The sequence below is a fragment of the Chania multitudinisentens RB-25 genome (genome assembly GCF_000520015.2).
In the GTDB taxonomy this organism is placed as follows: domain Bacteria; phylum Pseudomonadota; class Gammaproteobacteria; order Enterobacterales; family Enterobacteriaceae; genus Chania; species Chania multitudinisentens.
In genome coordinates, this window is sequence record NZ_CP007044.2 from 5,072,308 (window position 1) to 5,098,313 (window position 26,006).

The following is a 26,006-nucleotide window of genomic DNA, read 5'->3' on the forward strand; positions in this document are numbered from 1 at the left end:
ACCCATTGATTTAAAAATAAAATAATTCAACCCGGCGTATTAATTACTCTCTCACTCATCCACCCAGTTATAATTTTTTTCACTGTTTACCTGAATAAAATCAAGTTCCTGCCATACTTCAAACTACGAGACTGCTGATGTTGTCTCTTCTTCACATTCATTAGACATTTTTGGGGTTTATTATGACTAAAACAATCGTTGCCATTGCTGTTGTGGCCGCCGCCCTTAGTGGCTGTGCCGCTAATAACACCTCCTCCGGCGATACCTTTACGGCCGCACAGGCCAGACAGGTTCAGACCGTTACCTATGGTACTTTGGTGTCAGTGCGCCCAGTAACGATTCAGGGTGGTGATGGCAACAATGCTGCCGGTGCGATTGGTGGGGCCGTCGTAGGTGGCTTCCTCGGCAATACCGTAGGGGGTGGCCGTGGACGGAATCTGGCAACCGCAACCGGCGTTGTCGGTGGTGCCGCCGTTGGCCAAAGCGTACAAAGTTCGATGAACCGCAGTAATGGTGTTGAGCTTGAGGTCCGCCGCGACGATGGTACTAACATTATCGTGGTACAGGCCCAGGGAACCAGCCAGTTCCACCCAGGACAACGCGTTGCTATTGCAACCAACGGCAGGACAGTCACCGTGTCACCACGATAACAGCCGATTAGTACCATCTTAAGCCCTGTTTAAGTTATTCACCGCAGAACGGCTTATTAAAAGGGATATAACATATACAAATGAATACACTTTTTGGGATGATAGCGAGTTTTCCGGCTCGGTTATTACAATAAAAAACGGAGTTAAGACACATGTTCATCAAATGGGTAAAACGTATTGTACTGGTTGTGATTTTTTTAGCCGTCGGTGCACTTGCTGGGCGTATTTACTACACTCAGCAAGGCCCGGCACTACAGCTTTGGCACACTTTTGTTCCGCATGAAATGCGTGCCGATGCGATTGATAAAGCCAGTTGGGCTGACTATCTGAAAGCAGAAGAGGCTCTTTTTAAAGAAGTTCGGCTGAATGTTACCGATAAGCTACCCAGCAACGTGCAAACGTCGTTGAACCGTTATTATTCTGGTAGCCCTATCTACCCCGAAAAATTCCCCACCGATTGGAACCGTTCGTATGTCATGATGCCGGAAGGCAAACCCAAAGGTGCCGTCGTGCTGTTACACGGTTTGACCGACACCCCTTACAGCCTGCGGCATATTGCGGATAATTATCGCCAGTACGGTTATGTCGCAATCGGTATTCGTTTACCCGCCCACGGAACCGTTCCAGGCGCCTTGACCGACGTGGATTGGGAGGATTGGCTGGCCGCCACCCGTTTGGCAGTGCGCGAAGCCAAACGCCTCAGTGGCGATGACGTTCCTTTGCACATCATTGGTTTTTCCAACGGTGGCGCATTGGCGATGAAATATACTCTGGATGCGCTTGACGATACCACGCTGGCAAAACCTCAACGCGTCGTGTTGATTTCGCCCATGATTGGCGTAACCAGCTTTGCCCGCTTTGCTGGCATCGCCGGTTGGCCAGCCATCTTCCCGGCCTTTGCCAAGGCAGCCTGGTTAGGTATCGTCCCCGAATTCAACCCGTTCAAATTCAACTCATTCCCGGTGAATGCAGCACGGCAATCTTTCCAGTTGACGCAAGAATTGCAAAAACAGATCGCCCGTGATTCACGTAACAACAAAATGAGTGAATTACCGCCGATTCTGACGTTCCAGTCAGTGCTGGACTCAACGGTCAGCACACGTGCGGTAATTACTGCGCTGTACAACCATCTGCCCGCCAATGGCAGTGAAGTCGTGCTGTTCGATTTAAACCAGGCGGTCAGCTTCGGGCCACTGCTCAGAACCTCGTCCTACACCGCGCTGCCACGCCTGCTGCCACCAGCGCCACGTAACTACAAGGCCACGATAGTGACCAACGTGTCGCCAGAAACGACCGATACGCTGGCACGCACAACCGCAGCCGGGCAAACCGCAGAGACCACAGAAATGCTTGGTATTACTTATTTGCCGGATATTTTCTCGCTGTCGCACGTTGCTCTGCCGTTCCCACTGAGTGATTCACTGTATGGGCGCTATCCAGAACCGCGTAATCAGTATGGCATCAGCCTGGGAACCTTTGCCGCACGCGGTGAGCGAGCCGTGCTGGTGGTTGGGCTGGATTCACTGATGCGTATATCTTCTAACCCATTCTTCCCGTACATGCTCAAACGCATTGACGATAACATCGGGCCACTGCCTAAATAAGAAAAGCGCGTTGGCTGGTGCAATACCAGCCAACGCGCCTCACTCCGATCCCCCCTGTTTTTCTGACCCACTACCTTTGAATCACAGAGAAGCCGGTGAAATATTGCCTAAAACGGTGCCACAAGTTTGATTCCTGCCTTTTCTCTTCGCTTGGTACAATTGCATATCTGCCTGCGATAAAAAATCAGAAAGCATCCCAGTGCTTCCCGCTTCTCGGCTACAAACTCCCAGACTGATACTGACAAAAGGGGATACCGAAGTGTCCGCCTGAGGGATCTTCTGCTCAATGATGTGTAATCTTATCGTTTCAGCAACGCTCATTGCGCCACTCAATTCGGTGTTGGGCAGCAAGCAGGCAAACTCTTCTCCGCCATAGCGTGCAACCAGATCGGTTGGGCGCTTGAGGGCCTGCTGGATGGTTTTTGCCACACGGCGCAAACAGTCATCCCCAGCCAGGTGACCATACAAGTCATTATATTTCTTGAAAAAATCGACATCGATAATGATCAGGCTAAGCGGAGTCTGATGGCGGGTTGCCAACATCCACTCCTGATTTAACCGCTCATCAAAACAGCGCCGATTATGTACTTCGGTCAGCCCATCCAAATAGACTAACTGGCGCAGCAGATCAGATTGAGCCTTCAGCAACAGGTGGGTTCGCACCCGCGCTCTCACCGTGTTCCTATTGATCGGCTTACTGATAAAATCAACCGCCCCCTCGTTAAAACAACGGGTTTCTGTCGCTTCATCGATATGAGCGGTGACAAAGATAATCGGAATATCTTTGGTTTCAGGCAGCGCCTTGAGCTGGGCACAAACCTCATAACCGCTGATATCAGGCATTTCGATATCCAACAAAACCAGATCCGGCTTTTGTTTGAGGCACACTTCCAGAGCCTGTTTTCCATTAGTGGCCATACAAACATGGTGATCGGCAGAAAACGCTTGATATAGCATCTGAATATTGAGCGGATGATCATCAACAATCAGCAGCTTTGGTTTCTCCAAACCCGGTAACAACATCGCGGGATCTTGGTCGAGAGAATTATTTATCGTCATCGTTTTTATCTCTTTGGCTTGAGGAACTGCCCAGCAATGATTGACCTATTTGGATAGCCAAAGCGAAATCCAATTGATTGATCGCTGCACTTAATGGGGATAATGCCCCACCAAGCTGATGACCAAAAGTCGTCTGTAACGTGCTCATCGCTTCCAGTGCCGCCATATCTGAATTTTGTAACAGCAGTATCAACGCATTCAGTTCAGAATCAAGAGAATGTGTAAGGTTTTCCCCTGCCGAATCGGCATCAACCACATTTCCCTGCAATATCAGATTCAAAGCCTCCATCCCTGACTGAACGGACTGCGCGTGATTTTTTACTTCACTCAATACACTGTCTATGACTTCCAAGGCAGGTATTGACGCACTGCTCAATAATGTCTCCCCCTTACCAGCCTGCTGTGCTAATTGGCCTGCGCCAAGCTGTGCTGCCAGCCCTTTGATCGTGTGCAACAAACGTGAGGCGGCAGGCCAATCCTGCTGCACCGTTAACGCGTCTAATTGCTTTGGAAAATCGGCCAGTTCGGCCCCAAACAACGCGATCATCTTCTGGTAAAGCCCAATGTCGCCACCTAATCGATTGACCGCCGGCTCCAGTTCAATGCCTGCCGCCGCCGCCGCCACCTTCCATTCCGCTGCTAGCGATGAAGCATTTTCTTTTTCTTTGGCAGGAGTTACCACCATCTCAGGCTGTTTGCTGTATTTCCGCACGGTATGGATAAGATTATTCAGATCAAAAGGTTTACCAATATGATCGTTCATCCCTGCCGCCAGGCAAGCATCGCGATCGGACGCCATCGCGTTGGCCGTCATGGCAATAATAGGTAAATCAGTCAAGCCTAACGTAGTACGGATATACTGCGTGGCGCTTAAGCCATCCATTACCGGCATCTGCAAATCCATTAATACAACATCGAAAGCGGTAGGATCCTCTTGAAGTCTCTCAACGGCCTCTTGCCCATGATTCGCGATCTCAACAATCGCCCCTTCATCTTCCAACAACTCGCGGGCAATTTGCTGGTTATTCAAGTTATCTTCTACAACCAATAACTTCACGCCGGATAACTGGTGTGAAGCCGCAGGCAATCTGGGTTGAACAGTTTCGAGTTGTTTACCTTCACTCAAAGCATCCGTCACGGAATCCAACAGCATGGAAGCCGTTATCGGTTTTACCAAATAACCATTCAGCAACGCCTGATCTTCTTCACTGCGCTGCAATAGCATTTCACGATCATGAGCAGTGATCATCACTATCATGGGGGCAATGTCTTCCGGCATCAGCTCACGTACGGATTTACTGGTTTGCCAACCATCCAACCCCGGCATTTGCCAGTCAATAAATAACGCACCGTAGGTAATTCCCTTTTCGCGTTGTTGTTTCATTAATTGCAACGCTTCATTACCGCTGGTGGCGACATCCACAGTCCATTTCAATGATTCCCCCATGCGCTTAATCAGATCACAGGCCGTTGGATTATCATCCACCACTAATACACGTAAATGATTAAGTGCATGAGCCCGGGTTACCAACGGTTCAGGCGCTTTCTGTTCAGGGAGAGGCTGAGCAGGAATCGGTAAAGTAATTGTGAAATGAAACAGGCTGCCATGGCCAAGCTGGCTTTCTAATTCCAGTGTTCCCCCCATTAAGGCAACAAAACGCTGGCTGATCACCAGACCTAGCCCTGAACCACCGAAACGCCGAGTAATAGAGGCTTCTGCCTGTGTAAAACCACTGAAAATGCGCTCTTGATGCTCTGGAGCAATGCCAATCCCCGAATCACGCACACCAAAATGCAGCGTCACGCGATCGCTCTCTTTATGCACCACTTTGATAAATAATATCACTTCACCTTGCTCGGTGAACTTCAGCGCATTCCCCCCAAGATTGATTAATATCTGCTGGAGCCGCATGCTGTCGCCTTCAACAAATGAGGGCAAACGGGGATCGATATCGAACAGCACTTCAACATTTTTAACTTTCAGGTTGCTGGACAAAATAACGGATAAATCCCGCAGCATGGTATGAATGTCAAAAGGAATACATTCCAACACCATTTTACCCGATTCAATTTTAGAGAAATCCAAGATGTCATTCAGCAACCGTAACAGGGTGCGGGCCGCCGCTTCACTTTTAACGGCATAATCTGCCTGTTTATTATTAAGCCCTGTTTTTCTTAATAACGTCATCATGCCCAAAATGGCATTCATTGGCGTGCGTAATTCATGGCTCATCGTAGCCAGAAAAGCCGATTTGGCACTATTGGCCTCTTCCGCCGCCTGTCTGGCCATCCGCAGTGTATTCTCATCCTCACGTTGCTGAGTGATGTCACGATTTATCCCCATCATCGAAACCGGGCGACCATTCTCATCCCGCTCAACCATCCCGCTCGATTGAATGAAGCGTATTTGATTATCAACAACAATCCGAAAATCCTGGCGGTAAACATTTTCACTTTCCAGCGCCATTTTCACTGCATAAGTCACTTCCGGGCGATCTTCCGGGTGCAACAAGCTATACCAGTATTCCTGAGGGATAGGAACATTGCATAACTCCGCAGGCAATGTATAAATCTCATTCATTCGTTCATCAAAAGAGAAGGTTTTATCAGGGATATTCCAAAACCAGATCCCCAACTCTGCAACATCGGCTGCCCGGATCAATTGGTTACGAGCAATGATCAGATTGGCTTGCTGGCTCTTGCTGGTGGTAATATCAATCTGAATGGAAATATATCGTTCAATCTCGCCAGCGCTGTTTTTAAACGGTGCAATCGTGGTATCAACCCAATACAGACTCCCGTCCTTCGCTTTATTACAAATCTCACTCCGCCAAGAAATGCCATTGGCAATGTTTTTCCACATAGCTTGCCAGAAGTCAGTGGAATGAGTATGCGAGTCTAATAGCCGATAGTTTTGACCAATCAACTCTTCCCGCTGATAACCACTGATATTGCAGAATGCATCATTAACTTCGGTGATCAACCCATTACTATCAGCAGCAGAAATAATGCCATGCAGATTAAGCGTGCTGAGCAAAGCATTATTTTCACGCAATGCCGTTTCAAGCCGCATGTAGGTTGCTTTACGCTCACTGATATCTGACTCAATAGCCATAAACCCGATGGGTTCATTCTGCTCGTTGTAACGCGGTTGAATTTCTAATTCAATCCAATATTCCTGACCTGACTTAGAACGGTTTAATATTTCACCATTAAATGACTCACCGGCATCCAATGCGGCTTTCATCGCCGCCGCTACCTGCTTGTCGGTATTAACACTTTGCAGTAACTGGCCAGGCGATTTGCCAAACACTTCGGCACTGCTGTAACCGGTGATACGTTCAAAGCCTTCATTAACCCAAACTATATGACGGTTTACATCGGTAATAATAACGGCGTTGGAGGTATTTTTTGCCACTAACGCCAGCCGCTCCAGGTCTGCCGTCATATTGCGTGCCAGCATTTCTGCACGATAGCGCCCATTGATTTGCTGGCGTAACAGTAACGCCAATACGCTGCTGAGCAGGAAACCAAAAGCCAGCAATAGCCACGCGATATAACGTTCCATCAATGCTTCAAAGGCGGGAGTACTGCTTACCACCAGGGTCATCTCTCGCCCTGGCAAGGATAATGTACTGACATTACGAAATATTCTTGCATTAATAATTTCGGCATGATGTTTTTCTTCTACCACATCGGGTTTCTGATCGTCGTCAGCATCAAAAATCAAATGTTGGATAGACATGTCATGCGTACTGTCAAACAGCTCAATATCCACGCGCCCATTGATAAATTCAGGAATATTGCGTAGCAGGTCAGCAATCACAATCGGAGAATAGAGCAGCCCTATCAACGATGCCTGCCGTTCAGCAGGCGTCACAGGATTGGCTCCATGCGCGTAAACAGGCACAAAAAGCAAAACACCGGGAATTTTACGATTATCTTGAACTAAATTAATGGTGCCCGACAGCGTAGCTTTGCCGGTGTTAATCGCCAATAAAGCCGCCTCGCGCCGAACGGATTCAGAACCAATATCAAGCCCTTCCGCTTGTTGGTTTTTATCAGCAGGCTCAATAAATTTGATGACATACAGATCGTCATAATGCGTATCATTGAGCTGATGGATGGTAAACGCTGGAGCACCATCAGCACGTACATCCGCAACAAACTGAGCCAAATTATTGCGTTGAACGTGTTGAATGAAACCAAATCCCCTCACTCCTGGAAACTCAACCGGCAAATCACGGGATGCGACATAAGCACGAAACTGCTCACGATTTAAATGATTATTGGTCGCGTAAGTCCCTTTTGCGCCTCTCAACCCATACACCGGCTGGGAAAAGCGCCTGACGATCTCGCCTGAAACCCTTTCAACATTACGTTGAAACTCAGCTCGGGCATTGGCTTCAATTTCGTTATAAAGCCGCCACGCTCCGGCCCCAGAAAGAATCACCCCAACAATAAATAATAAGAGTGGCAAGAGGTTAGCTTGCTGTGAGTGATATTTATCCCAGAAAGAGGACTTTTTTTGCGTGTGAGTACTTCCATTTGACTGTTGGGAGGCCATATAACGTTACTTTCCTTATACCTAGCAATAAACTCAAACATCAACGTATTGCTATGTGATTTGATCCCAAACCCGAGTCTAAACCCATTGTAATCAGGTGTAACCGACTTCAAGTTGATCGCGCATTCGTAGAGTCAGCAGATTGTTGGCATATCCTGCCCGATCCAACATGGGAGCGCCGCCGATTATTTAGTGTAGGCACCACGCTTCGATTTTGCACTCGTATAACAGCCTACCGGCTCTATTACGGAACCCCCATCAAAATTTGCCGCAAAAACACTCTGCGATTGCATTACCTGCCTGAAAGAGACCAGTGGTAGAGGTCTCTCCTAGATTACGCCACATCCTACATTTTGATCGGTATTCTGCGAGTGAGATTAAGTGATTTTTCATGAGGCTATGTGATATGGCAGCGAAAACCACCATAACCTTTAAACTTACTAGACTGAAACTGGTAACAGTGTCAGTCCAGCTAGCGGAGCCTGAAGGACACCAAGAAATCAATATCCCATTACGTTGAAGCATTTTAAGCAGAGATAATCACTAATCGGGTATTGCTATCGTGTTGAGTTATTCCCAAAAGGCAAGCTCAAACAGACATTTTTCAGCAAACAAATAGCCGTTACCACAGCATCGGCTCTGTTAACTTGCCTTGATATTATCTTTCCTGACGTCAATAACACTCCCTGTACCCCCCATAGCCAGAACTTTAAGACTCTTAATGGCAACCTCTTTAGGGTCTAACAAAGAATCAGCGGGCTCAACCCCAAAATTATTGACTCTCATTGGCGTTGCTGTTCTTTCCGGATTAATACAATTAACTTTCACATTATCAACTATCCATTCGTCGGCTAATGCCTGCGTCAGATTTACAATAGCAGCCTTAGCAGATGAGTATAATGCATAAGGAATATATGCGATTTTAACACCTCTACTGTGAAGGATATGGCTTCTGAAAGCTCCAGGCCGGGCTTCATGATAGGGATTTTGTAAAAAACCACATCCGGTTGACGTACCTCCAGCGAATAATCCTAAAAACCAACATCATCAAATCCTCTTTCTTTAAACATACTACGCTGTATATCACCATTAAGATCGGTTGCTTTACAATTGAGATAGGGAACTGGAGTGACCATATCCCTGACCAATTGAGATTGCAGAACCGGAAGTTGGCGATAGCCTATTTCCCCTTATATCGAAAATTCCTCCACCATCCCCCTACTAAAGGACCAGCACTACCGATCAATAGGATCGGATATTACAGGCATAAACTTTACCGGAGGAACGATCGCATGCAGAGGTTTATTAAACAGATGCCTGTAATCTACATTTTGTTGCTCAATATCACTTTTACCTTGAATCTGATAACCACTATTGGGAAAGATCCCCAACCATAAGTCCTGTTGCATACAACTGTGCCAGTTTACATCTAACGCATACTGCTGCTTACCTCCCCCTTGAAGAAGCACTAACAATCCGGAACGATAGTTATGAATGAGTTTTGCATAATAGGATTTGTTTACAATGTAAGCACATGCACACCATGCCATATTGACACGAACAATATAATCAACACTCTTAAACGGCGTAACCGAATGATAATTAGCGGCTAAAAAAGCAACATTCCAGCTTATTTTTGATAATGACTGAAAATATCGATTAAGGTTTTCATAATTTTCTTTTTCCTCATTAAAAGCAAAATCATCTTCAAGAACTAATATTTTTTCCCAATTTTTTTCTTGCGCCATTTCCAGAACAGCAATATGTGAAAGTGTACAGCCAATATATCCAGGATTATATTCAACCGCATCAAAATGAATAATCTTATTTTTTGACACACCAAGGGATTTTAATTGCCGCATAATGCGTACTCGTCGATCTTTACGTGTCTTGAGGTTTATAAAGATCACTTTATCAACAAAATCCCAATTTATAGCACTCATGATATTATTACCCTTACAATTAACCCAAAACTTCCAACACCTGCCTACTTACACAAATATGGCTCTCAGGTCATATTTGTGTAAAATAGTTTTCTCCACTAATATTTTTACCCACATCAATATTCCCTTATCACTCGGTTAAAACTAAATAACCGTATAGCTGCTAGCAATACCTTTCACGACGTATTGTTAAACTTTAAATTACACTATGGATTAGCAATTTTCATGCCAAAATAAAAACAATAGGAAATCAGAGCAGTATCATCCAAGCGGAAGTGATTCTTCCGGAAAATATCTGACAATAGGAAATAAATCGTCTCAAATAAAAAAACCATCATCCTGTCTCAGGATGAAAAAATTCTCGAAAGTGCTCTGGCAGAGGTTTTTTTTCATTTACACATTGCCATTTTGCGAGGGCCATGACCCATAAGACTGACTATTTGCCCTCCAAGCAGGATTCACCACCAGCACTTTTACGCGCCTCGATACGCTCAATGAGATAAAGCTCAACCAATCCCCGTACCGTCAGCACTGCTATTTATGGCTCTCTTCCAACGGCCGTTGCTTTTCTTCTTTCAACTCAGTGGCAAGACAACGCCCTTCATTTTTAATTTTCTTGAGTTCTTGCAACTTCATCCGAGCCATTACAAGCGTAGTTTGCGGGATGCTTCCAATTTTTACCTGTGACAGCATATTGGTCACTGGGCTAGTATAGCGATAGAAAAAAGTCTTAATAACCTCCGTTCATACTGATTTGGTTAACAAAGGTTTGCCAGCCTGTTTAACTGCCATGTTATGCTTTACTTTATGACCAACCAATTGATTTGCCTGAGCGGATACCCAACTGATGCAGATTATACGTTTATGGAAAAGACCTCCCCCTAGCCTGCGTCACATCCCACACTTTGACTCGTATTATGCGAGTAGGATTGAGTGACTCTTCATGAGATGACACGATACCCAATGATGACAGCGAAATCACAATCAATTTTAAATTCAATGGATTGGAACCGATAATCTTATGACTAGCACCGAAAAATTCGATTCCCATACGCCAATGATGCAGCAGTACCTCCGCCTGAAGGCACAACACCCAGAGATCCTACTGTTCTACCGGATGGGGGATTTCTATGAGCTATTTTACGATGATGCAAAACGCGCATCGCAGTTGCTGGATATTTCACTCACCAAACGCGGTGCATCTGCCGGTGAACCAATCCCGATGGCGGGCGTCCCTCACCATGCGGTGGAAAACTATCTCGCTAAATTGGTACAGCTCGGTGAGTCTGTCGCGATTTGCGAACAAATTGGCGATCCAGCCACCAGTAAAGGCCCTGTCGAACGCAAAGTTGTCCGAATCGTCACTCCGGGTACCATCACCGATGAAGCTTTGCTGCAAGAACGGCAAGATAACCTGCTGGCGGCCATCTGGCAGGATGCGCGCGGTTTCGGCTATGCCACGCTGGATATCAGCTCTGGTCGCTTCCGGGTTGCCGAACCGGAAGACCTTGAAACCATGGCTGCCGAACTGCAACGTACCAATCCGGCAGAGCTTCTATACCCAGAAAGTTTTGAGCAGATGGCTCTGATCGAACAGCGCCACGGTCTGCGCCGCCGCCCACTGTGGGAATTTGAGCTGGAAACGGCGCGTCAGCAGTTAAATCTGCAATTCGGCACTCGCGATCTCACCGGTTTTGGCGTTGAACAGGCGCAGCAAGCACTGCGTGCCGCAGGTTGCCTGCTGCAATACGTCAAAGACACCCAACGCACCTCACTACCGCATATCCGTGGGATCACCATGGAGCGCCAACAGGATGGCATCATTATGGATGCCGCCACCCGCCGCAACCTGGAAATCACGCAAAACCTTTCAGGCGGTAGCGAGAACACACTGGCGGCGATCCTCGATCGCACCGTTACCCCTATGGGCAGCCGCATGTTGAAGCGTTGGTTGCATATGCCCACACGTGACATCAACACGCTAAACAGCCGCCAACAAGCTATTGCAGCACTACAGGAATTGAGCAACGACGTGCAGCAACCGCTACGCCAGGTAGGCGATCTGGAACGTATTTTAGCGCGCTTAGCGTTACGTACCGCTCGCCCACGCGATCTGGCCCGTATGCGCCACGCTTTCCAGCAACTACCCGATATTCGTGCATCGCTGGAAAACACGGCAACGCCGCATGTGCAAAAGCTGTTGTCACAAATTGGCCAGTTTGATGAACTACAGCACCTGCTGGAACGAGCCATTGTTGAAGCTCCCCCCGTGCTGGTGCGTGATGGTGGTGTGATTGCCCCCGGTTATAACGAAGAGTTAGACGAGTGGCGAGCACTGGCTGATGGAGCCAGCGACTATCTGGATCGCCTAGAGATCCGCGAACGTGAAAAGCTCGGGCTTGATACGTTGAAAGTCGGCTTCAACGGTGTACATGGTTATTATATTCAGGTCAGCCGTGGGCAAAGCCACCTGGTGCCAATCCACTATGTACGCCGCCAAACGCTAAAAAATGCTGAACGCTACATCATTCCAGAGTTGAAAGAGTATGAAGATAAGGTACTGACTTCAAAAGGGAAAGCATTAGCGATTGAAAAAGGGCTGTATGAAGAACTGTTCGATCTGCTGCTGCCACATCTTGAAGAACTGCAACAAAGTGCCGGAGCACTGGCAGAGCTAGATGTACTGGCCACTCTGGCTGAACGCGCCGAAACGCTGAACTATATTTGCCCAACCATGAGCGAGCAACCGGGTATCCGCATCAGCGAAGGGCGGCACCCGGTAGTAGAGCAGGTACTGAGTGAACCCTTTATCGCCAACCCGATCTCACTGTCGCCGCAGCGGCGCATGTTGATCATCACTGGCCCAAACATGGGTGGTAAAAGTACCTATATGCGCCAAACAGCCTTGATTGTACTCATGGCGCATATTGGCAGTTTTGTGCCCGCAGTAAAAGCTTTCATCGGCCCGATAGACCGGATCTTTACCCGCGTCGGCGCGGCAGACGATCTGGCCTCTGGTCGCTCAACCTTTATGGTGGAAATGACCGAAACCGCCAATATCCTGCATAATGCCACAGAAAATAGCCTGGTGCTGATGGATGAGATCGGGCGTGGCACTTCTACTTATGATGGGCTTTCGCTGGCCTGGGCTTGTGCCGAAAACCTGGCTAACCGTATCAAAGCCATGACATTGTTTGCTACGCATTACTTCGAACTCACCACCTTGCCAGAAAAAATGGAAGGTGTCGTCAACGTGCATTTGGATGCGCTTGAGCACGGCGATACCATCGCTTTTATGCACAGCGTTCAAGACGGTGCGGCCAGCAAGAGCTACGGGCTGGCGGTCGCTGCGCTGGCCGGTGTGCCGCGTGATGTGATCAAGCGTGCTCGCCAGAAACTGCGTGAACTGGAAAGTCTCTCCAGCCAAACCGCTGCGGGTACGGTAGATGCAACCCAGATGACGTTGTTGAATGAAGAGATTCCACCAGCTGTAGAAGCACTGGAAACCTTAGATCCAGACTCTTTATCACCACGCCAGGCATTGGAATGGATCTACCGGCTGAAAAGCATGGTCTAAGCCAGCTAAAATTGCTGACATAAAAAACGGTGGGCATACGCCCACCGTTTTTATTGTAATGTCGATAAACGTTTATTCGCGAAACAGCGCCTCTATGCTCAAACCCTGCGTTTGCAGAATCTCACGCAAACGCCGTAAGCCTTCAACCTGAATCTGACGAACACGCTCGCGTGTCAAGCCAATCTCGCGACCCACATCTTCCAACGTTGCCGCTTCATAACCCAATAGACCGAAACGACGAGCCAGCACTTCACGCTGTTTGGCGTTCAATTCGAACAACCATTTCACGATGCTTTGCTTCATATCATCGTCTTGCGTGGTGTCTTCCGGCCCGTTGTCTTTCTCATCAGCCAGAATATCCAACAACGCTTTCTCTGAATCGCCCCCTAATGGCGTATCAACAGAAGTGATACGTTCATTCAGGCGCAGCATCCGGCTGACATCATCAACCGATTTGTCGAGTTGCTCCGCAATCTCTTCAGCGCTCGGTTCATGATCCAATTTGTGAGAAAGCTCACGCGCGGTACGCAAGTAAACATTCAGTTCTTTAACGATATGAATTGGCAAACGGATAGTACGGGTTTGATTCATAATCGCCCGTTCAATCGTCTGGCGAATCCACCACGTTGCATAAGTAGAGAAACGGAAACCGCGCTCTGGATCAAACTTTTCTACCGCACGAATCAGACCGAGGTTACCCTCTTCGATCAGATCCAGCAGCGCCAGACCGCGATTACTGTAGCGACGGGCAATTTTCACCACCAGCCGCAGATTGCTCTCTATCATGCGGCGGCGAGACGGTACGTCTCCACGCAGTGCGCGCCGCGCAAAATAAACCTCTTCCTCTGCAGTCAGCAGAGGGGAATAACCGATTTCGCCCAGATAGAGCTGCGTTGCATCCAATACGCGTTGGGTAACACCTTGAGACAACAGCTCGTCTTCCGCTAAATCATTCTCACTGGCTTCTTCTTCTGCCAGATCTTTTTCGTCGAATGATTCAACCTCCGTGGCGTTCTCATCGAAATCTGCATCGTCATGTAACTCGTTAACTTTCAGCGTATTTTGGCTCATAAGCGGCTCCTACCCGTGATACCGCGAACAGAATACAACGCACTCTGTCCAATCTATCGCTGCGGAAGATAACGCAGCGGGTTTACGGATTTCCCCTTGTAACGAATTTCAAAATGCAAACGTACTGAACTGGTTCCGGTGCTTCCCATCGTTGCTATTTTTTGCCCCGCCTTCACCTCTTGTTGTTCCCGGACCAGCATTGTGTCGTTATGGGCGTAGGCGCTCAGGTAATCATCATTGTGTTTGATGATGATTAGATTACCGTAACCCCGTAAAGCATTGCCTGCATAAACTACCCGACCATCAGCGGTAGCAAAAATAGGCTGCCCACGGGTGCCACCGATATCGATACCTTTATTCCCACCTTCCGATGAGGAGAAGTTATCAATAATCTTACCGTCTGTTGGCCATCTCCAACTGCTAACCGGAGCGCTATTACTGACGGTGCTGCTCACTGGTAGTGTCGCAGCTGGCGCGATAACAGGAGCAGTGACTGAACCTGCCACAGTTGCTCCTGATGAAGGTAACATCTTACCTACATTCTGTTTACCCGAGTTACCAGAATACGCGTTAGTTGATTGGGAATCAACCGTTACAGTTTGTATCTGAGAACTGGATGGTGGCTTAGGTACACCACCACGAGTGGCGTCCGTAGCTGCCAGCATGCCGCCATTGCCGCCGTTAGTTGAGCCACTACCAAGTTGAATGGTTTGGCCGACTTCCAGGCTATATGGCTCAGGGATATTATTACGTTGAGCCAGATCACGGAAATCGTTCCCGGTGATCCAGGCAATATAGAACAACGTATCACCGTGTTTAACGGTATAAGTGTTACCGCTGTAACTTCCTTTGGGGATCGAATTGTAACTGCGATTATAAACAATACGCCCCGGCGCAGCGGTGTTCCCTCCAACATTAGCAGACGAGCTACCTCCATCACCATTTACACTGCTGATCGGTGCAGAAGTAGAATTATTATTTGAACAACCTGCCAACCACAAACTTAACATCGTACACACCGCAACCCGGCGCAAAGTAATCATTGGGCTTCCAGTACTCATGCTTCCCCCATGACAGCAATATCAGCGATATATCCAAAAACCCTTTACATCGTAGTCGAGCTTGAAATTTTTCTCAGTTTCCACAATGCAAGGTTTTCCCAGGCCGACCCCTGAACACCCAGCGATCTCTTGCCAAGGAATCAAAAAAACAGTGCTGCCAATGCGTTACCCAATAGCTTGCAAACAATCAGAGTATTACCACATTAGCGCTACCGCACCCTATTACAACGGCAAAAAACAATTACCTTGGAACCTAAAACGCTAAAACCTTAACCGGACTTGATGAAAGTGCAATAAATTTCGCCCTGTTATTATTAGGCTAACTCACCTTTCACCAGCGGAACAAATCGTACCGCTTCAACGGCATTGATAGAAAATGTCTTCCCGCAACGCTGAATGCGCTTAAGCATCTGTGCTTGCTCACCCACTGGCAGCACCAGAATGCCTCCATCATCCAATTGGTCCATTAACGCCTGCGGAATTTCCAACGGGGCTGCCGTCACAATGATCGCATCAAACGGCCCACGAGATGCCCAGCCCAGCCAACCATCGCCATGGCGCGTGGAAATGTTATGCAGATCGAGCTGTTTCAAGCGGCGCTTTGCCTGCCATTGCAACCCTTTGATACGCTCAACCGAGCAAACATGCTGCACCAAATGGGCCAGAATCGCGGTCTGATAACCGGAGCCCGTACCGATCTCCAACACTCTGGAAGCGGGTGTCAGATTCAATAGTTCCGTCATGCGCGCAACCATATAAGGCTGAGAAATCGTTTGGCCCGAACCGATAGGCAACGCGGTATTTTCGTAGGCCTTATGTTCAAGCGCCTCGTCAACAAAACGCTCACGCGGCACATTTTCGATTGCTTTAAGCAGCCGTTCGTCCCTGATCCCTTGCTGGCGCAGTTGCATCAGCAATGTTTGCATGCGTTTGTTCACCATTCCCCGCTAACCTCTATTTTGGTTAACCATGTTGTCAGCACCTCTAGCGCGCCATAGGCAGTCAAATCCACCTGCAAAGGCGTAACGGCAACATACCCCTGCTCCATTGCCGCGAAATCAGTATCTGGGCCAGCATCAAATTTATCCCCAGGAGGCCCGATCCAATACAAACTCTGACCATGCGGATCCTGCTGACAAAAAACCTTATCGGCAGGATGCCGACTGCCACAGCGAGCCACACGAATGCCTTTAATCTCCGTAAGCGGTAAATCAGGCACGTTAATATTAAGGATTTTTCCGGTACGCAGCGGTTCACGCTGCAACGCACGCAACAGGCTACAGGTGACCACAGCGGCTGTATCATAATGCTGATGGCCATTCAGCGACACCGCAAGCGCCGGCAAACCCAGATGGCGGCCTTCCATCGCGGCGGCAACCGTGCCGGAATAAATAACGTCATCCCCCAAGTTGGCTCCAGCGTTAATGCCAGAAACCACCACATCGGGAGCCGGGCGCATCAAAGCATTAACCCCCAGGTAAACGCAATCTGTTGGTGTACCCGATTCAACGGCAATATCCCCGTTCGGCAACGCTATTACGCGCAACGGTGAACTTAACGTTAACGCATTGGAAGAACCACTGCGGTTACGATCGGGTGCAACTATCTGTACAGTGGCAAATTCGCGAAGGTGTTTAGCCAGCACCTGAATACCTGGAGCCGAAACACCATCATCATTACTCAGTAATATCCGCATCACTGTTATCCTGCTGTATGACTTCACGAACAACGCTGGTAGCAAAGCTGCCTGCAGGCAACCAAAAGCGCAATTCCACGGTGACATCATCCCACCAGTTCCACAGCAGTTTCTGCGGTTGTAACAGCAGGGCTCGGCGAGCAGATTCAACACGCTCACGTTTTAAAAGCGTAAGCAATTCCGGCTGTTCCGCCAAGCATTGTTGTTCAAATTTAAGTGCTTCCCCGGCAGTACCCGGATCACCATCACCCGGCAACGGGGCAGTAATCAGCAACTCTTGAGCATCCAAACGCTGTTGCAGGCTAACCAGTTCCTCTGGCTTAGCCACAAACCAACTGCCACGCCCGGCCAACTGCAATGCGTCACCTTCCAGTACCGTATATTGCTGCTGATTAGCCAAACGCTGGCTGGTAATAAAATTGAACAGTGCGCTACGGCTGGCAGAGAGATAAAAACTACGCTTGCTCCGCTCTTTTACTCGGATTTGATCATTGGCCCAGCGGCTGGCCATAACCAGATTATTGCCACCGTGACCAAAGCGTTGGCTGCCAAAATAATTTGGCACACCACCCGCCGCAATCGCCAGCAAACGCTGCTCCACCTCTTGACGGTTGCTGATCTGGCGTAATACCAGAGTAAAATCATTGCCTTTCAAGGTGCCGATGCGCAGCTTGCGCAAATGGCGTGCGGCCTGTAATACTTCGCAGCCTTCAAGTGAAAACTGAGTGAGATCGGGGGATTCTTTGCCTGGCAGATGCAGGCAGAACCACTGTTCAGTCACCGCATGGCGATCTTTCAAGCCTGCATAACTGACCGAACGGGCATGAATGCCGGCAAATTTCGCCAGGCTGTCTGCAACAAACTGCGTGTTACAGCCGTTTTTACGGATATTCACCAACAGGTGTTCACCTTCACCATCTGGCGTAAAGCCCAGGTCTTCCACCACCACAAAATCTTCTGGATTGGCTTTCAGTACCCCACGAGCCTGTGGTTTACCATGTAGCCAAGTCAGATTTGCCATATCCATGCGCCTACCCCTTGATCAACAAGGCAACCGCTTCACAGGCAATCCCTTCACCCCGCCCGGTAAAACCCAGTTGTTCGGTGGTAGTCGCTTTAACGTTGACATCCTCTATATGGCACTGTAGGTCTTCTGCCAGGAAAACGCGCATCTGGGGAATATGCGGTGCCATCTTCGGTGCTTGCGCGATGATGGTCACATCCAGGTTACCTAGGCGATAACCCTTGGCGCGAATACGTTTCCAGGCTTCACGCAGCAATTCACGGCTGTCGGCCCCTTTGAATGCCGGATCGGTATCCGGGAACAGTTTGCCAATATCCCCCAACGCCGCAGCCCCTAACAGTGCATCAGTGGCCGCATGCAGTGCGACATCACCATCCGAGTGCGCCAGCAAACCTTTCTCGTAAGGAATGCGGACACCACCGATCACCAGCGGCCCTTCGCCGCCAAATTTATGGACATCAAAACCGTGACCAATACGCATGACGCGCTCCTTAATTGTCGATACCCACCATTTTTCAAGTTGCTCTCTCGCGGCAACTTATAGCTGGGTTAAATAGAACGCGGCCAGGGCTAAATCCTCTGGCCGAGTCACTTTAATATTATCCGCTCGCCCTGCAACCAGCAGCGGATGATAGCCACAATGCTCCAGCGCGGAAGCCTCATCGGTCACCATGACACCGTCGTCCAGCGCGCGCTGTAGGCAATGCTTAAGCAATTCCAACGGAAATAACTGTGGCGTCAAGGCATGCCACAGGTCCTGACGTTCAACGGTATGCGAAATAGCATTCTGACCCACTTCGGCGCGTTTCATGGTATCGCGCACCGGGGCAGCAAGAATGCCCCCGACTTTACTGTGTGCGGTAATTGCCAATAGGCGCTCCAGATCGTCGGCATGTAAGCAAGGGCGGGCGGCATCATGCACCAATACCCATTCAGCATCGTTTGCCAGTTGCAGCCCAGCCATAACCGAATCGGCACGCTGCTGCCCCCCCAACGTGGTGCGCACCCGGGGATCCTGGGCAATCGGCAACATCTGGAATTGATGGTCATCAGGACTGATGGCGACAATCACCTGCGAAATCCGTGGATGCCGCAACAACACCTGGATCGCATGTTCAAGGAGGGTCTGATGGCCAATAGTTAAATATTGTTTCGGGCAATCGGTCTGCATGCGGCTACCGATACCGGCGGCGGGCAGAACAGCAATCACCTGCGGCAAGGAACTTGCGGAATGATTCATGCGTTATTTTTGTACGTTATTTTGCGTGGAAGACGCCGCGCTGCGTCTGGATTGGTCAGGCACCAGACGATAAAAAGTTTCACCGGGTCTAATCATCCCCAGCTCATTGCGTGCGCGTTCTTCAATTGCTTCCTGACCGCCGTTCAAATCATCAATCTCGGCAAACAACTGGTCATTACGCGCCTTTAATTTGGCATTATTGCTCTGTTGAGCCGCTACGTCTTCATTAACCCGCACATAATCGTGAATACCGTTTTTACCCAGCCACAGCGAATACTGTAGCCAACCGAGCAATGCAAGCAATAGCAGCGTAAGTTTTCCCATCTCCGCCCCCTGAAAAAACCGCCTAATCATCCCACAACTTCCCGTTTGACTCCACACCGGGAGCGGCATTTAGCCGCCAGATTCAGAGTAAGGGTGAGAACTTCCTGGGTTTACCATCTTATTTTCACCCGGAAGCGGCAAAAAAACCACGTTCCGCATAGAAAAACTGCTGCCAACTGGGTTTCATCCTTTTGCCCCGCAAGGCTAGCCACCCAAGGCGTTCTCCGCTGTTTTCATATTTAGGGAAAACAATTATGCATATTTAACACTATGAGTATCTTTAGCGTCAGGTAAAGATTGTTTTTTTAATCATTGAAGCTTATTTTTATGCACATAGAATGCATAAGCAAGTCCAATATATAACCTTTAACCCACGGGTGATCGACATGTTAAAACGCTTAGTTCTGATTGGTGCCTGCCTGGCAGCCACTCTTTCTACCGCTTCCTTCGCGGCCGAGCCGACGTATGTAGTCGGTTCCGGCGGCACTTACCGCCCATTCGAATTCGAAAACAGTAATAAAGAACTGGAAGGCTTTGATATTGATGTGATCAAGGCCATTGCCAAAGCCGAAGGTTTTCAGGTGAAACTGGTTAACACCCCCTGGGAAGGGATTTTCGCCACTCTGAACTCCGGCGATCGCGACATCATCATTTCTGGTATCACCATTACCGATAAACGCCAGCAGATGGTTGATTTCTCAGCGCCTTACTTCCCAGCTGAACAGGCCATTGTGGTGCCGAAAGACTCCACGGTGGATTCCATCGCGGCGCTGAAAGCGCTGAAAGTCGGCGTAGTGAATTCCAGTACCGGTGATATCGTTGTATCCGATACACTAGGCAAAAACAGCACCGCAATCAAACGCTTCGACAACACCCCACTGATGCTGCAAGAGCTGTACGAAGACGGTATCGGTGCCGCCGTGGGGGATGTGGGTGTGGCTAAGTTCTATATCAAAACTCACCCGGAGAAAGAATTCAAACTGGTTTCCGATGCCAAGTTCGAGCGCCAGTATTTCGGTATTGCGGTCGCAAAAGGTAATGATGAACTGCGTAACAAAATCAACGCTGGGCTAAAGAAAATCATTGCCGACGGGACTTACGCAAAAATCTATCAAACCTGGTTTGACAGCAACGTGCCGACGCTGCCAGCGCAATAATCTCTCACATTTTAGCCGCATTGCCCCACTAACGCAGGATGAGGCAGCACTGCTTCATCCCGCTATTGAAGGCGTATAGCAGCCAGAACAAATCAGAAGGAAGTCCCCTTGAATTTCCGTTGGGAGATCATTCAGGAATACGCACCGTTATTTATGGAAGGCGCCCTGATGACCATCAAATGCACCATCATCTGCGTGCTGCTGGGCACCACCTGGGGGTTGATCCTTGGGTTAGGCCGTTTGGCACAAGCGCCACACGGTATCTGGAAACCGCTGCTGCACTATGGCATTCAATGGCCAGTGCGCATTTACATCAGCGCTTTCCGTGGTACACCACTGTTTGTACAAATCATGGTTGTCCACTTTGCACTGGTGCCGTTGTTCATCAATCCGCGTGATGGCCTGCTGGTCACCAGCGGCCTGATGAGCACCGATTTCGCCCGCGCTCTTCGCTCCGATTATGGTGCATTCCTGTCGTGCGTAGTGGCAATCACCCTCAACGCTGGGGCTTACGTATCAGAAATTTTCCGGGCAGGTATCCAGTCGATTGATCGTGGCCAGATGGAAGCATCACGTTCACTGGGAATGAGCTATGGCAAAACCATGCGCAAAGTGATCCTGCCGCAGGCGTTCCGTCGTATGCTACCACCGTTGGGTAACAACGCGATTGCCATCGTTAAGGATTCGTCACTGGCTTCGGCCATCGGCCTGGCTGACCTGGCCTATGCCGCTCGCACGGTTTCTGGCGCATATGCCACCTATTGGGAACCCTACCTGACCATTTCATTGGTCTATTGGGTCATCACCTTCCTGCTTTCGCTGATGGTGCAACATATGGAAAAAAGGTTCGGTAAAAGTGATTCGCGTACATAACCTGCAAAAACAATTCGGCGCAAGCCATGTGCTGTGCGGTATTTCCTGCGATATCGCGCCTAATGAAGTGGTGTGTATTATCGGCCCTTCTGGTTCAGGTAAAAGCACCTTTCTGCGCTGTATCAATGCGTTGGAAACGCTCTCTGGGGGGGAGATTGACGTTAACGGCTTTGCCATTCACCGCCAGCAAACCAATCTGAATAAGATGCGTGAAAGCGTTGGGATGGTTTTCCAGCGTTTTAACCTGTTCCCACATATGACCGTGCTGGAAAACATCATCATGGCACCGATAGCGGTAAAGAAATTGCCGCGCAGCGAAGCCATCGTCCGGGCGGAAGTGTTGCTGAACAAAGTTGGCCTGCTTGATAAAATCGATGCCTACCCCAGCAGCCTGTCCGGTGGCCAGCAACAACGGGTTGCCATCGCCCGGGCTCTGGCGATGGAGCCTAAAATCATGCTGTTTGATGAACCCACCTCGGCGCTGGACCCGGAGTTAGTCGGCGAAGTGTTGGCGGTCATGAAATCCTTAGCGCATGAAGGTATGACCATGGTGGTGGTAACGCACGAAATGGGTTTTGCCCGTGAGGTTGCCGACCGGGTGCTGTTTATCGATCAGGGTATAATTCAGGAAGCAGGCACGCCACAACAGATCTTCAATCACCCCACCAACCCACGCACTCAGGCATTTCTCAGCAAAGTATTGTAACCTTTATTTCGCTTCTCAAGCGCAGAATCGGTGCCTGAGAAGCGAAATATTACCAGCCACTCAGCCACTGGAATACCAGCCAGAACAGGCCTATTACCGCAGCACCGGTTATGCCCAGCGAGAGAAACAGTTTACTGCGCAGCCACATGCTAACGGTGATACCGATCAAAACGGACACGGGCATCAACGCCAGAAACAGCGGCCAAGTGTAGAGCAGAAAAAACAGTGTGTTGGAACCATAAGCCAGAAAAGGCACCGCAAACGCCAGCCAGTAAAACGCAAATCCACTGACACCACCCAGAAAAAAGTAAGTAGGCTCCTCTGGTGCTTGTTGCGCATCAGCCAACGTTGGCGTGATATTTTGCATAGCGCCTCCTGGTCATTCATGTTCTCTTGGCGCACAGTGCAGCAAGCCGAGATTAAAAAGCGCATGGCAAAAGACGCCACACGCTTTTTTGAAGTCAGGATTTGATCATAGCCCGGCTACGCAGGACGTCTAACAGTTGCGTGGTCAAATTTGTTACCAACTGTTCGCCATTCAGATGAATATCCGGCTGCACCGGTGCCTCATAAACCGAATCAATACCGGTGAAATTACGCAGTTCACCAGCGCGGGCTTTTTTATACAGCCCTTTCGGATCGCGCGCCTCGCAAATCGCCAGCGGAGTGTCAACAAACACCTCAATAAAACGCCCATCGTCAAGCATTTCCCGCACCATTTGCCGTTCAGAGCGATGGGGCGAAATGAAAGCAGTTAATACCACCAAACCGGCATCCACCATCAGTTTCGCCACTTCACCGACGCGGCGAATATTTTCACGCCGATCATCATCAGAAAACCCCAAATCCTGGCACAACCCGTGGCGCACATTGTCGCCATCCAGCAGATAGGTGCTGATCCCCAACCGGTGCAATACCTGCTCCAGTGCACCGGCTACGGTAGATTTCCCCGAGCCGGAAAGCCCCGTAAACCACAGCACCACGCCTTGATGAGCATTGCGTATTTCACGTTCCGCACGCGTTATCGCATGCGGATGCCACACCACATTCTCATCATTTGGCCCGGTTGCCCGCACCTGAGTCTCAGCCACGCGATTTCCCTCTTAGCAAGTCGCGCGCTCCCCAATGCGGGAAGTGTTTGCGCACCAACGCATTCAGTTCCAATTCAAAGGCGCTGTAATCCTCTACTGCCTCTTGATCACTGTTGTGCAATGCTTCACGGATCAGCCCTGCACCAACCGTGACATTGGTCAGACGATCAATAAAGATCAGGCCACCGGTATCATGATTGCTCTGATAACTGTCCAGTACCAGCGGCTCATCAAAGGTCAGCTCCACCAAACCGATGCCATTCAGCGGTAAAACCTCTGCCTGATGCTGTGCCAACGAGTTGACATCCACTTGATAGCGAATACTTCCTACCTGAGCACGAGTTTTTTTACCCGCCACCTTGATGTCATAACTCTGGCCCGGCAACAGCGCTTGTTCCGCCATCCATACCACATCCACCAGCGCACTCTGCGTTGCCTGCACCGTTTCACTGGCATCCACCAGCAAATCGCCACGGCTGATATCCACTTCATCTTGCAACACCAGCGTAATGGCCTCGCCCGGAACCGCTTCCTGTAAATCGCCATCAAACGTCACAATGCGTGTCACGGTCGATTCTATGCCCGAAGGCAGCACTTTAACGCGCTGGCCAACACGCACCACCCCGGCCGATAGCGTACCCGCATAGCCCCGGAAATCGAGATTCGGGCGGTTGACGTATTGCACCGGGAAACGCAGCGGCTGCGCTTCCCGCTCACTGACCACATCCACCGTTTCCAGAACTTCCAACAGCGTCGGCCCGTTGTACCACGGCATCTGTTCGCTCTGGGTTGCCACATTGTCACCGTCCAGCGCCGACAGCGGCACAAACTTGATGTCCAGAGCGTTTGGCAGTTGTTCAGCAAACGTCAGGTAATCCTGCTTGTATTGCTCAAATACCGCTTGCTGATAACCCACCAGATCCATTTTGTTGACCGCCACCACCAAATGGCGAATCCCCAGCAGAGTGGCGATAAAACTGTGACGACGAGTCTGATCCAGCACGCCTTTACGCGCATCAATCAGTAAAATGGCCAGATCGCAGGTGGATGCTCCGGTTGCCATATTACGGGTGTACTGTTCGTGCCCCGGCGTATCCGCGATAATAAATTTACGTTTTTCAGTAGAGAAGTAGCGGTACGCCACATCAATGGTAATGCCTTGCTCACGCTCGGCCTGTAAGCCATCAACCAACAGCGCCAAATCGAGCTTCTCACCCTGAGTGCCCAGACGTTTGCTGTCAGTGTGTAGCGTAGAGAGCTGATCTTCATAAATTTGACGGGTATCATGCAACAAACGGCCAATCAGGGTACTTTTGCCATCGTCAACGCTGCCACAGGTCAGAAAGCGTAACAAACTCTTATGTTGTTGCGCATGCAGATACGATTCTACTCCGCCCTGTTCAGCGATTTGTTGTGCAATAACGTTGTTCATCCGGCGGCTCCTTAGAAATACCCTTGACGCTTTTTCAGCTCCATCGAACCGGACTGATCGCGGTCGATCATGCGGCCCTGACGCTCACTGGTGGTGGAAACCAGCATCTCCTCGATGATCTCGGGCAGCGTCTGCGCAGCAGAATCCACCGCGCCGGTCAACGGCCAGCAGCCAAGAGTACGGAAACGTACCATACGTTGGCTGATCACCTCTCCTGGCTGCAAATCGATACGATCATCATCCACCATCAGTAACATGCCGTCGCGCTCCACTACCGGGCGCGGTTTTGCCAGATACAGCGGCACCAGATCAATCTTTTCCAGAAAGATATATTGCCAGATGTCCAGTTCAGTCCAATTCGACAACGGGAACACACGGATGCTCTCCCCTTTGTTGATCTGGCCGTTATAGTTGTGCCACAGCTCCGGCCGCTGATTTTTCGGGTCCCAGCGGTGGAAGCGATCGCGGAAAGAATAGATGCGTTCTTTAGCACGAGATTTCTCTTCATCGCGGCGCGCCCCGCCAAAAGCGGCATCAAAACCGTATTTGTTCAAGGCCTGCTTCAGCCCTTCGGTCTTCATGATATCGGTATGTTTGGCGCTACCGTGTACAAACGGATTGATGCCCATCGCCACGCCTTCTGGATTTTTATGCACTAACAACTCGAAACCGTACTCTTTAGCGGTACGATCGCGGAATTCGTACATTTCACGGAATTTCCAACCGGTATCTACATGTAACAACGGGAACGGCAACGTCCCCGGATAAAACGCCTTGCGAGCCAGATGCAACATCACGGAGGAGTCTTTCCCGATGGAATACATCATCACCGGGTTGCTGAATTCAGCGGCGACCTCACGGATGATATGGATACTCTCCGCTTCCAATTGCCGCAAATGAGTGAGTCGTTTTCCGTCCATAACCAATCCTT

General features: G+C 49.5%; 22 protein-coding genes. 6 read left to right on the plus strand and 16 right to left on the minus strand.

All coding sequences use genetic code 11. The features are described 5' to 3' along the window. Nucleotides 1-182 precede the first annotated feature (182 nt). Nucleotides 183-650, plus strand: coding sequence for an outer membrane lipoprotein (locus tag Z042_RS22590; RefSeq protein ID WP_024910457.1), 468 nt, complete (start codon nt 183-185; stop codon nt 648-650). A 152-nt stretch (nt 651-802) separates the two neighbouring features. After that, entirely contained in the window at nt 803-2,254 is a 1,452-nt protein-coding gene (locus Z042_RS22595; RefSeq protein ID WP_037405615.1) for an alpha/beta hydrolase, read from the plus strand. Between the two features lie 81 nt (nt 2,255-2,335). On the opposite strand, the gene Z042_RS22600 is transcribed toward Z042_RS22595, so the two are convergent. The 4 genes from Z042_RS22600 to Z042_RS22610 form a co-directional block, all read right to left on the minus strand. Continuing rightward, nucleotides 2,336-3,313, minus strand: a complete 978-nt coding sequence (locus Z042_RS22600; RefSeq protein ID WP_024910455.1) for a diguanylate cyclase — start codon at nt 3,311-3,313, stop codon at nt 2,336-2,338. Continuing rightward, a complete protein-coding gene (locus Z042_RS22605; protein ID WP_024910454.1) occupies nt 3,300-7,880 on the minus strand; it encodes a CHASE domain-containing protein in 4,581 nt (1,526 codons plus the stop codon). Before Z042_RS22605 ends, Z042_RS22600 begins: the two co-directional genes overlap by 14 nt. Before the next feature lie 642 nt (nt 7,881-8,522). Next, nucleotides 8,523-8,825 (minus strand): SDR family oxidoreductase, encoded by a 303-nt coding sequence (locus Z042_RS25360; protein WP_081758391.1) that lies wholly within the window; start codon nt 8,823-8,825, stop codon nt 8,523-8,525. 290 nt (nt 8,826-9,115) lie between these two features. Continuing rightward, nucleotides 9,116-9,823: a glycosyltransferase family 25 protein gene (locus Z042_RS22610; protein WP_045784810.1), complete on the minus strand. Its 708-nt coding sequence runs from the start codon at nt 9,821-9,823 to the stop codon at nt 9,116-9,118. A gap of 1,021 nt (nt 9,824-10,844) precedes the next feature. On the opposite strand from Z042_RS22610, the gene mutS reads away from it, so the two are divergent. Further along, the gene (mutS, locus tag Z042_RS22615) at nt 10,845-13,400 is read left to right on the plus strand and encodes a DNA mismatch repair protein MutS (RefSeq protein WP_024910453.1); all 2,556 of its coding nucleotides are present in this window, start codon (nt 10,845-10,847) and stop codon (nt 13,398-13,400) included. A 72-nt stretch (nt 13,401-13,472) separates the two neighbouring features. Here the strand turns inward: mutS and rpoS are convergent, their stop codons facing one another. From rpoS to ftsB, 8 genes are all read right to left on the minus strand, one after another. Continuing rightward, nucleotides 13,473-14,471, minus strand: coding sequence for an RNA polymerase sigma factor RpoS (gene rpoS / locus Z042_RS22620; protein WP_024910452.1), 999 nt, complete (start codon nt 14,469-14,471; stop codon nt 13,473-13,475). A 53-nt stretch (nt 14,472-14,524) separates the two neighbouring features. After that, a complete protein-coding gene (nlpD, locus tag Z042_RS22625) occupies nt 14,525-15,514 on the minus strand; it encodes a murein hydrolase activator NlpD (RefSeq protein ID WP_024910451.1) in 990 nt (329 codons plus the stop codon). 332 nt (nt 15,515-15,846) lie between these two features. Then, nucleotides 15,847-16,473: a protein-L-isoaspartate(D-aspartate) O-methyltransferase gene (locus tag Z042_RS22630; RefSeq protein WP_024910450.1), complete on the minus strand. Its 627-nt coding sequence runs from the start codon at nt 16,471-16,473 to the stop codon at nt 15,847-15,849. Then, on the minus strand, nt 16,467-17,228 hold the full coding sequence (surE, locus tag Z042_RS22635; RefSeq protein ID WP_037405611.1) for a 5'/3'-nucleotidase SurE: 762 nt from the start codon (nt 17,226-17,228) through the stop codon (nt 16,467-16,469). The genes Z042_RS22630 and surE overlap by 7 nt, the downstream gene beginning before the upstream one ends. Next, complete coding sequence (gene truD / locus Z042_RS22640) at nt 17,209-18,255, minus strand: tRNA pseudouridine(13) synthase TruD (RefSeq protein WP_024910448.1); 1,047 nt, start codon at nt 18,253-18,255, stop codon at nt 17,209-17,211. The genes surE and truD overlap by 20 nt, the downstream gene beginning before the upstream one ends. 4 nt (nt 18,256-18,259) lie before the next feature. Next, nucleotides 18,260-18,733 (minus strand): 2-C-methyl-D-erythritol 2,4-cyclodiphosphate synthase, encoded by a 474-nt coding sequence (gene ispF, locus Z042_RS22645; RefSeq protein WP_024910447.1) that lies wholly within the window; start codon nt 18,731-18,733, stop codon nt 18,260-18,262. 57 nt (nt 18,734-18,790) lie between these two features. After that, a complete protein-coding gene (gene ispD / locus Z042_RS22650) occupies nt 18,791-19,492 on the minus strand; it encodes a 2-C-methyl-D-erythritol 4-phosphate cytidylyltransferase (protein ID WP_024910446.1) in 702 nt (233 codons plus the stop codon). 3 nt (nt 19,493-19,495) lie between these two features. Beyond that, on the minus strand, nt 19,496-19,816 hold the full coding sequence (gene ftsB / locus Z042_RS22655) for a cell division protein FtsB (protein WP_024910445.1): 321 nt from the start codon (nt 19,814-19,816) through the stop codon (nt 19,496-19,498). A 386-nt stretch (nt 19,817-20,202) separates the two neighbouring features. On the opposite strand from ftsB, the gene Z042_RS22660 reads away from it, so the two are divergent. The 3 genes from Z042_RS22660 (at nt 20,203) to Z042_RS22670 (ending at nt 22,552) form a co-directional block, all read left to right on the plus strand. Further along, on the plus strand, nt 20,203-20,973 hold the full coding sequence (locus Z042_RS22660; RefSeq protein ID WP_024910444.1) for a basic amino acid ABC transporter substrate-binding protein: 771 nt from the start codon (nt 20,203-20,205) through the stop codon (nt 20,971-20,973). Between the two features lie 153 nt (nt 20,974-21,126). Beyond that, nucleotides 21,127-21,846, plus strand: a complete 720-nt coding sequence (locus Z042_RS22665) for an amino acid ABC transporter permease (protein WP_045784920.1) — start codon at nt 21,127-21,129, stop codon at nt 21,844-21,846. Next, nucleotides 21,830-22,552 carry an amino acid ABC transporter ATP-binding protein gene (locus tag Z042_RS22670; protein ID WP_024910442.1) on the plus strand — a complete coding sequence of 241 codons (723 nt, stop codon included), beginning with the start codon at nt 21,830-21,832 and terminating at the stop codon, nt 22,550-22,552. The genes Z042_RS22665 and Z042_RS22670 overlap by 17 nt, the downstream gene beginning before the upstream one ends. Nucleotides 22,553-22,601: 49 nt before the next feature. Here Z042_RS22670 and Z042_RS22675 read toward each other — a convergent pair whose 3' ends face one another. The 4 genes from Z042_RS22675 to cysD all read right to left on the minus strand — a co-directional run bounded on the left by Z042_RS22675 (nt 22,602) and on the right by cysD (nt 25,995). Then, complete coding sequence (locus tag Z042_RS22675; RefSeq protein ID WP_024910441.1) at nt 22,602-22,919, minus strand: DUF3561 family protein; 318 nt, start codon at nt 22,917-22,919, stop codon at nt 22,602-22,604. A 94-nt stretch (nt 22,920-23,013) separates the two neighbouring features. Beyond that, a complete protein-coding gene (cysC, locus tag Z042_RS22680; protein WP_024910440.1) occupies nt 23,014-23,643 on the minus strand; it encodes an adenylyl-sulfate kinase in 630 nt (209 codons plus the stop codon). Beyond that, nucleotides 23,636-25,075 carry a sulfate adenylyltransferase subunit CysN gene (cysN, locus tag Z042_RS22685; protein ID WP_024910439.1) on the minus strand — a complete coding sequence of 480 codons (1,440 nt, stop codon included), beginning with the start codon at nt 25,073-25,075 and terminating at the stop codon, nt 23,636-23,638. Before cysN ends, cysC begins: the two co-directional genes overlap by 8 nt. Before the next feature lie 11 nt (nt 25,076-25,086). After that, nucleotides 25,087-25,995 carry a sulfate adenylyltransferase subunit CysD gene (gene cysD, locus Z042_RS22690; RefSeq protein ID WP_024910438.1) on the minus strand — a complete coding sequence of 303 codons (909 nt, stop codon included), beginning with the start codon at nt 25,993-25,995 and terminating at the stop codon, nt 25,087-25,089. Between the last annotated feature and the right edge of the window lie 11 nt (nt 25,996-26,006).

Coding starts and splice junctions, on each gene's coding strand:
- Z042_RS22665 (WP_045784920.1), top strand. CDS start 21,127: ATGGAAGGCGCCCTGATGACCATCAAATGCACCATCATCTGCGTGCTG.
- Z042_RS22590 (WP_024910457.1), top strand. CDS start 183: ATGACTAAAACAATCGTTGCCATTGCTGTTGTGGCCGCCGCCCTTAGT.
- Z042_RS22595 (WP_037405615.1), top strand. CDS start 803: ATGTTCATCAAATGGGTAAAACGTATTGTACTGGTTGTGATTTTTTTA.
- ftsB (WP_024910445.1), bottom strand. CDS start 19,816: ATGGGAAAACTTACGCTGCTATTGCTTGCATTGCTCGGTTGGCTACAG.
- ispF (WP_024910447.1), bottom strand. CDS start 18,733: ATGCGTATTGGTCACGGTTTTGATGTCCATAAATTTGGCGGCGAAGGG.
- Z042_RS22675 (WP_024910441.1), bottom strand. CDS start 22,919: ATGCAAAATATCACGCCAACGTTGGCTGATGCGCAACAAGCACCAGAG.
- Z042_RS22605 (WP_024910454.1), bottom strand. CDS start 7,880: ATGGCCTCCCAACAGTCAAATGGAAGTACTCACACGCAAAAAAAGTCC.
- Z042_RS22660 (WP_024910444.1), top strand. CDS start 20,203: ATGTTAAAACGCTTAGTTCTGATTGGTGCCTGCCTGGCAGCCACTCTT.
- nlpD (WP_024910451.1), bottom strand. CDS start 15,514: ATGATTACTTTGCGCCGGGTTGCGGTGTGTACGATGTTAAGTTTGTGG.
- Z042_RS22610 (WP_045784810.1), bottom strand. CDS start 9,823: ATGAGTGCTATAAATTGGGATTTTGTTGATAAAGTGATCTTTATAAAC.
- rpoS (WP_024910452.1), bottom strand. CDS start 14,471: ATGAGCCAAAATACGCTGAAAGTTAACGAGTTACATGACGATGCAGAT.
- ispD (WP_024910446.1), bottom strand. CDS start 19,492: ATGAATCATTCCGCAAGTTCCTTGCCGCAGGTGATTGCTGTTCTGCCC.
- cysN (WP_024910439.1), bottom strand. CDS start 25,075: ATGAACAACGTTATTGCACAACAAATCGCTGAACAGGGCGGAGTAGAA.
- cysD (WP_024910438.1), bottom strand. CDS start 25,995: ATGGACGGAAAACGACTCACTCATTTGCGGCAATTGGAAGCGGAGAGT.
- mutS (WP_024910453.1), top strand. CDS start 10,845: ATGACTAGCACCGAAAAATTCGATTCCCATACGCCAATGATGCAGCAG.
- Z042_RS22630 (WP_024910450.1), bottom strand. CDS start 16,473: ATGGTGAACAAACGCATGCAAACATTGCTGATGCAACTGCGCCAGCAA.
- Z042_RS22600 (WP_024910455.1), bottom strand. CDS start 3,313: ATGACGATAAATAATTCTCTCGACCAAGATCCCGCGATGTTGTTACCG.
- surE (WP_037405611.1), bottom strand. CDS start 17,228: ATGCGGATATTACTGAGTAATGATGATGGTGTTTCGGCTCCAGGTATT.
- truD (WP_024910448.1), bottom strand. CDS start 18,255: ATGGATATGGCAAATCTGACTTGGCTACATGGTAAACCACAGGCTCGT.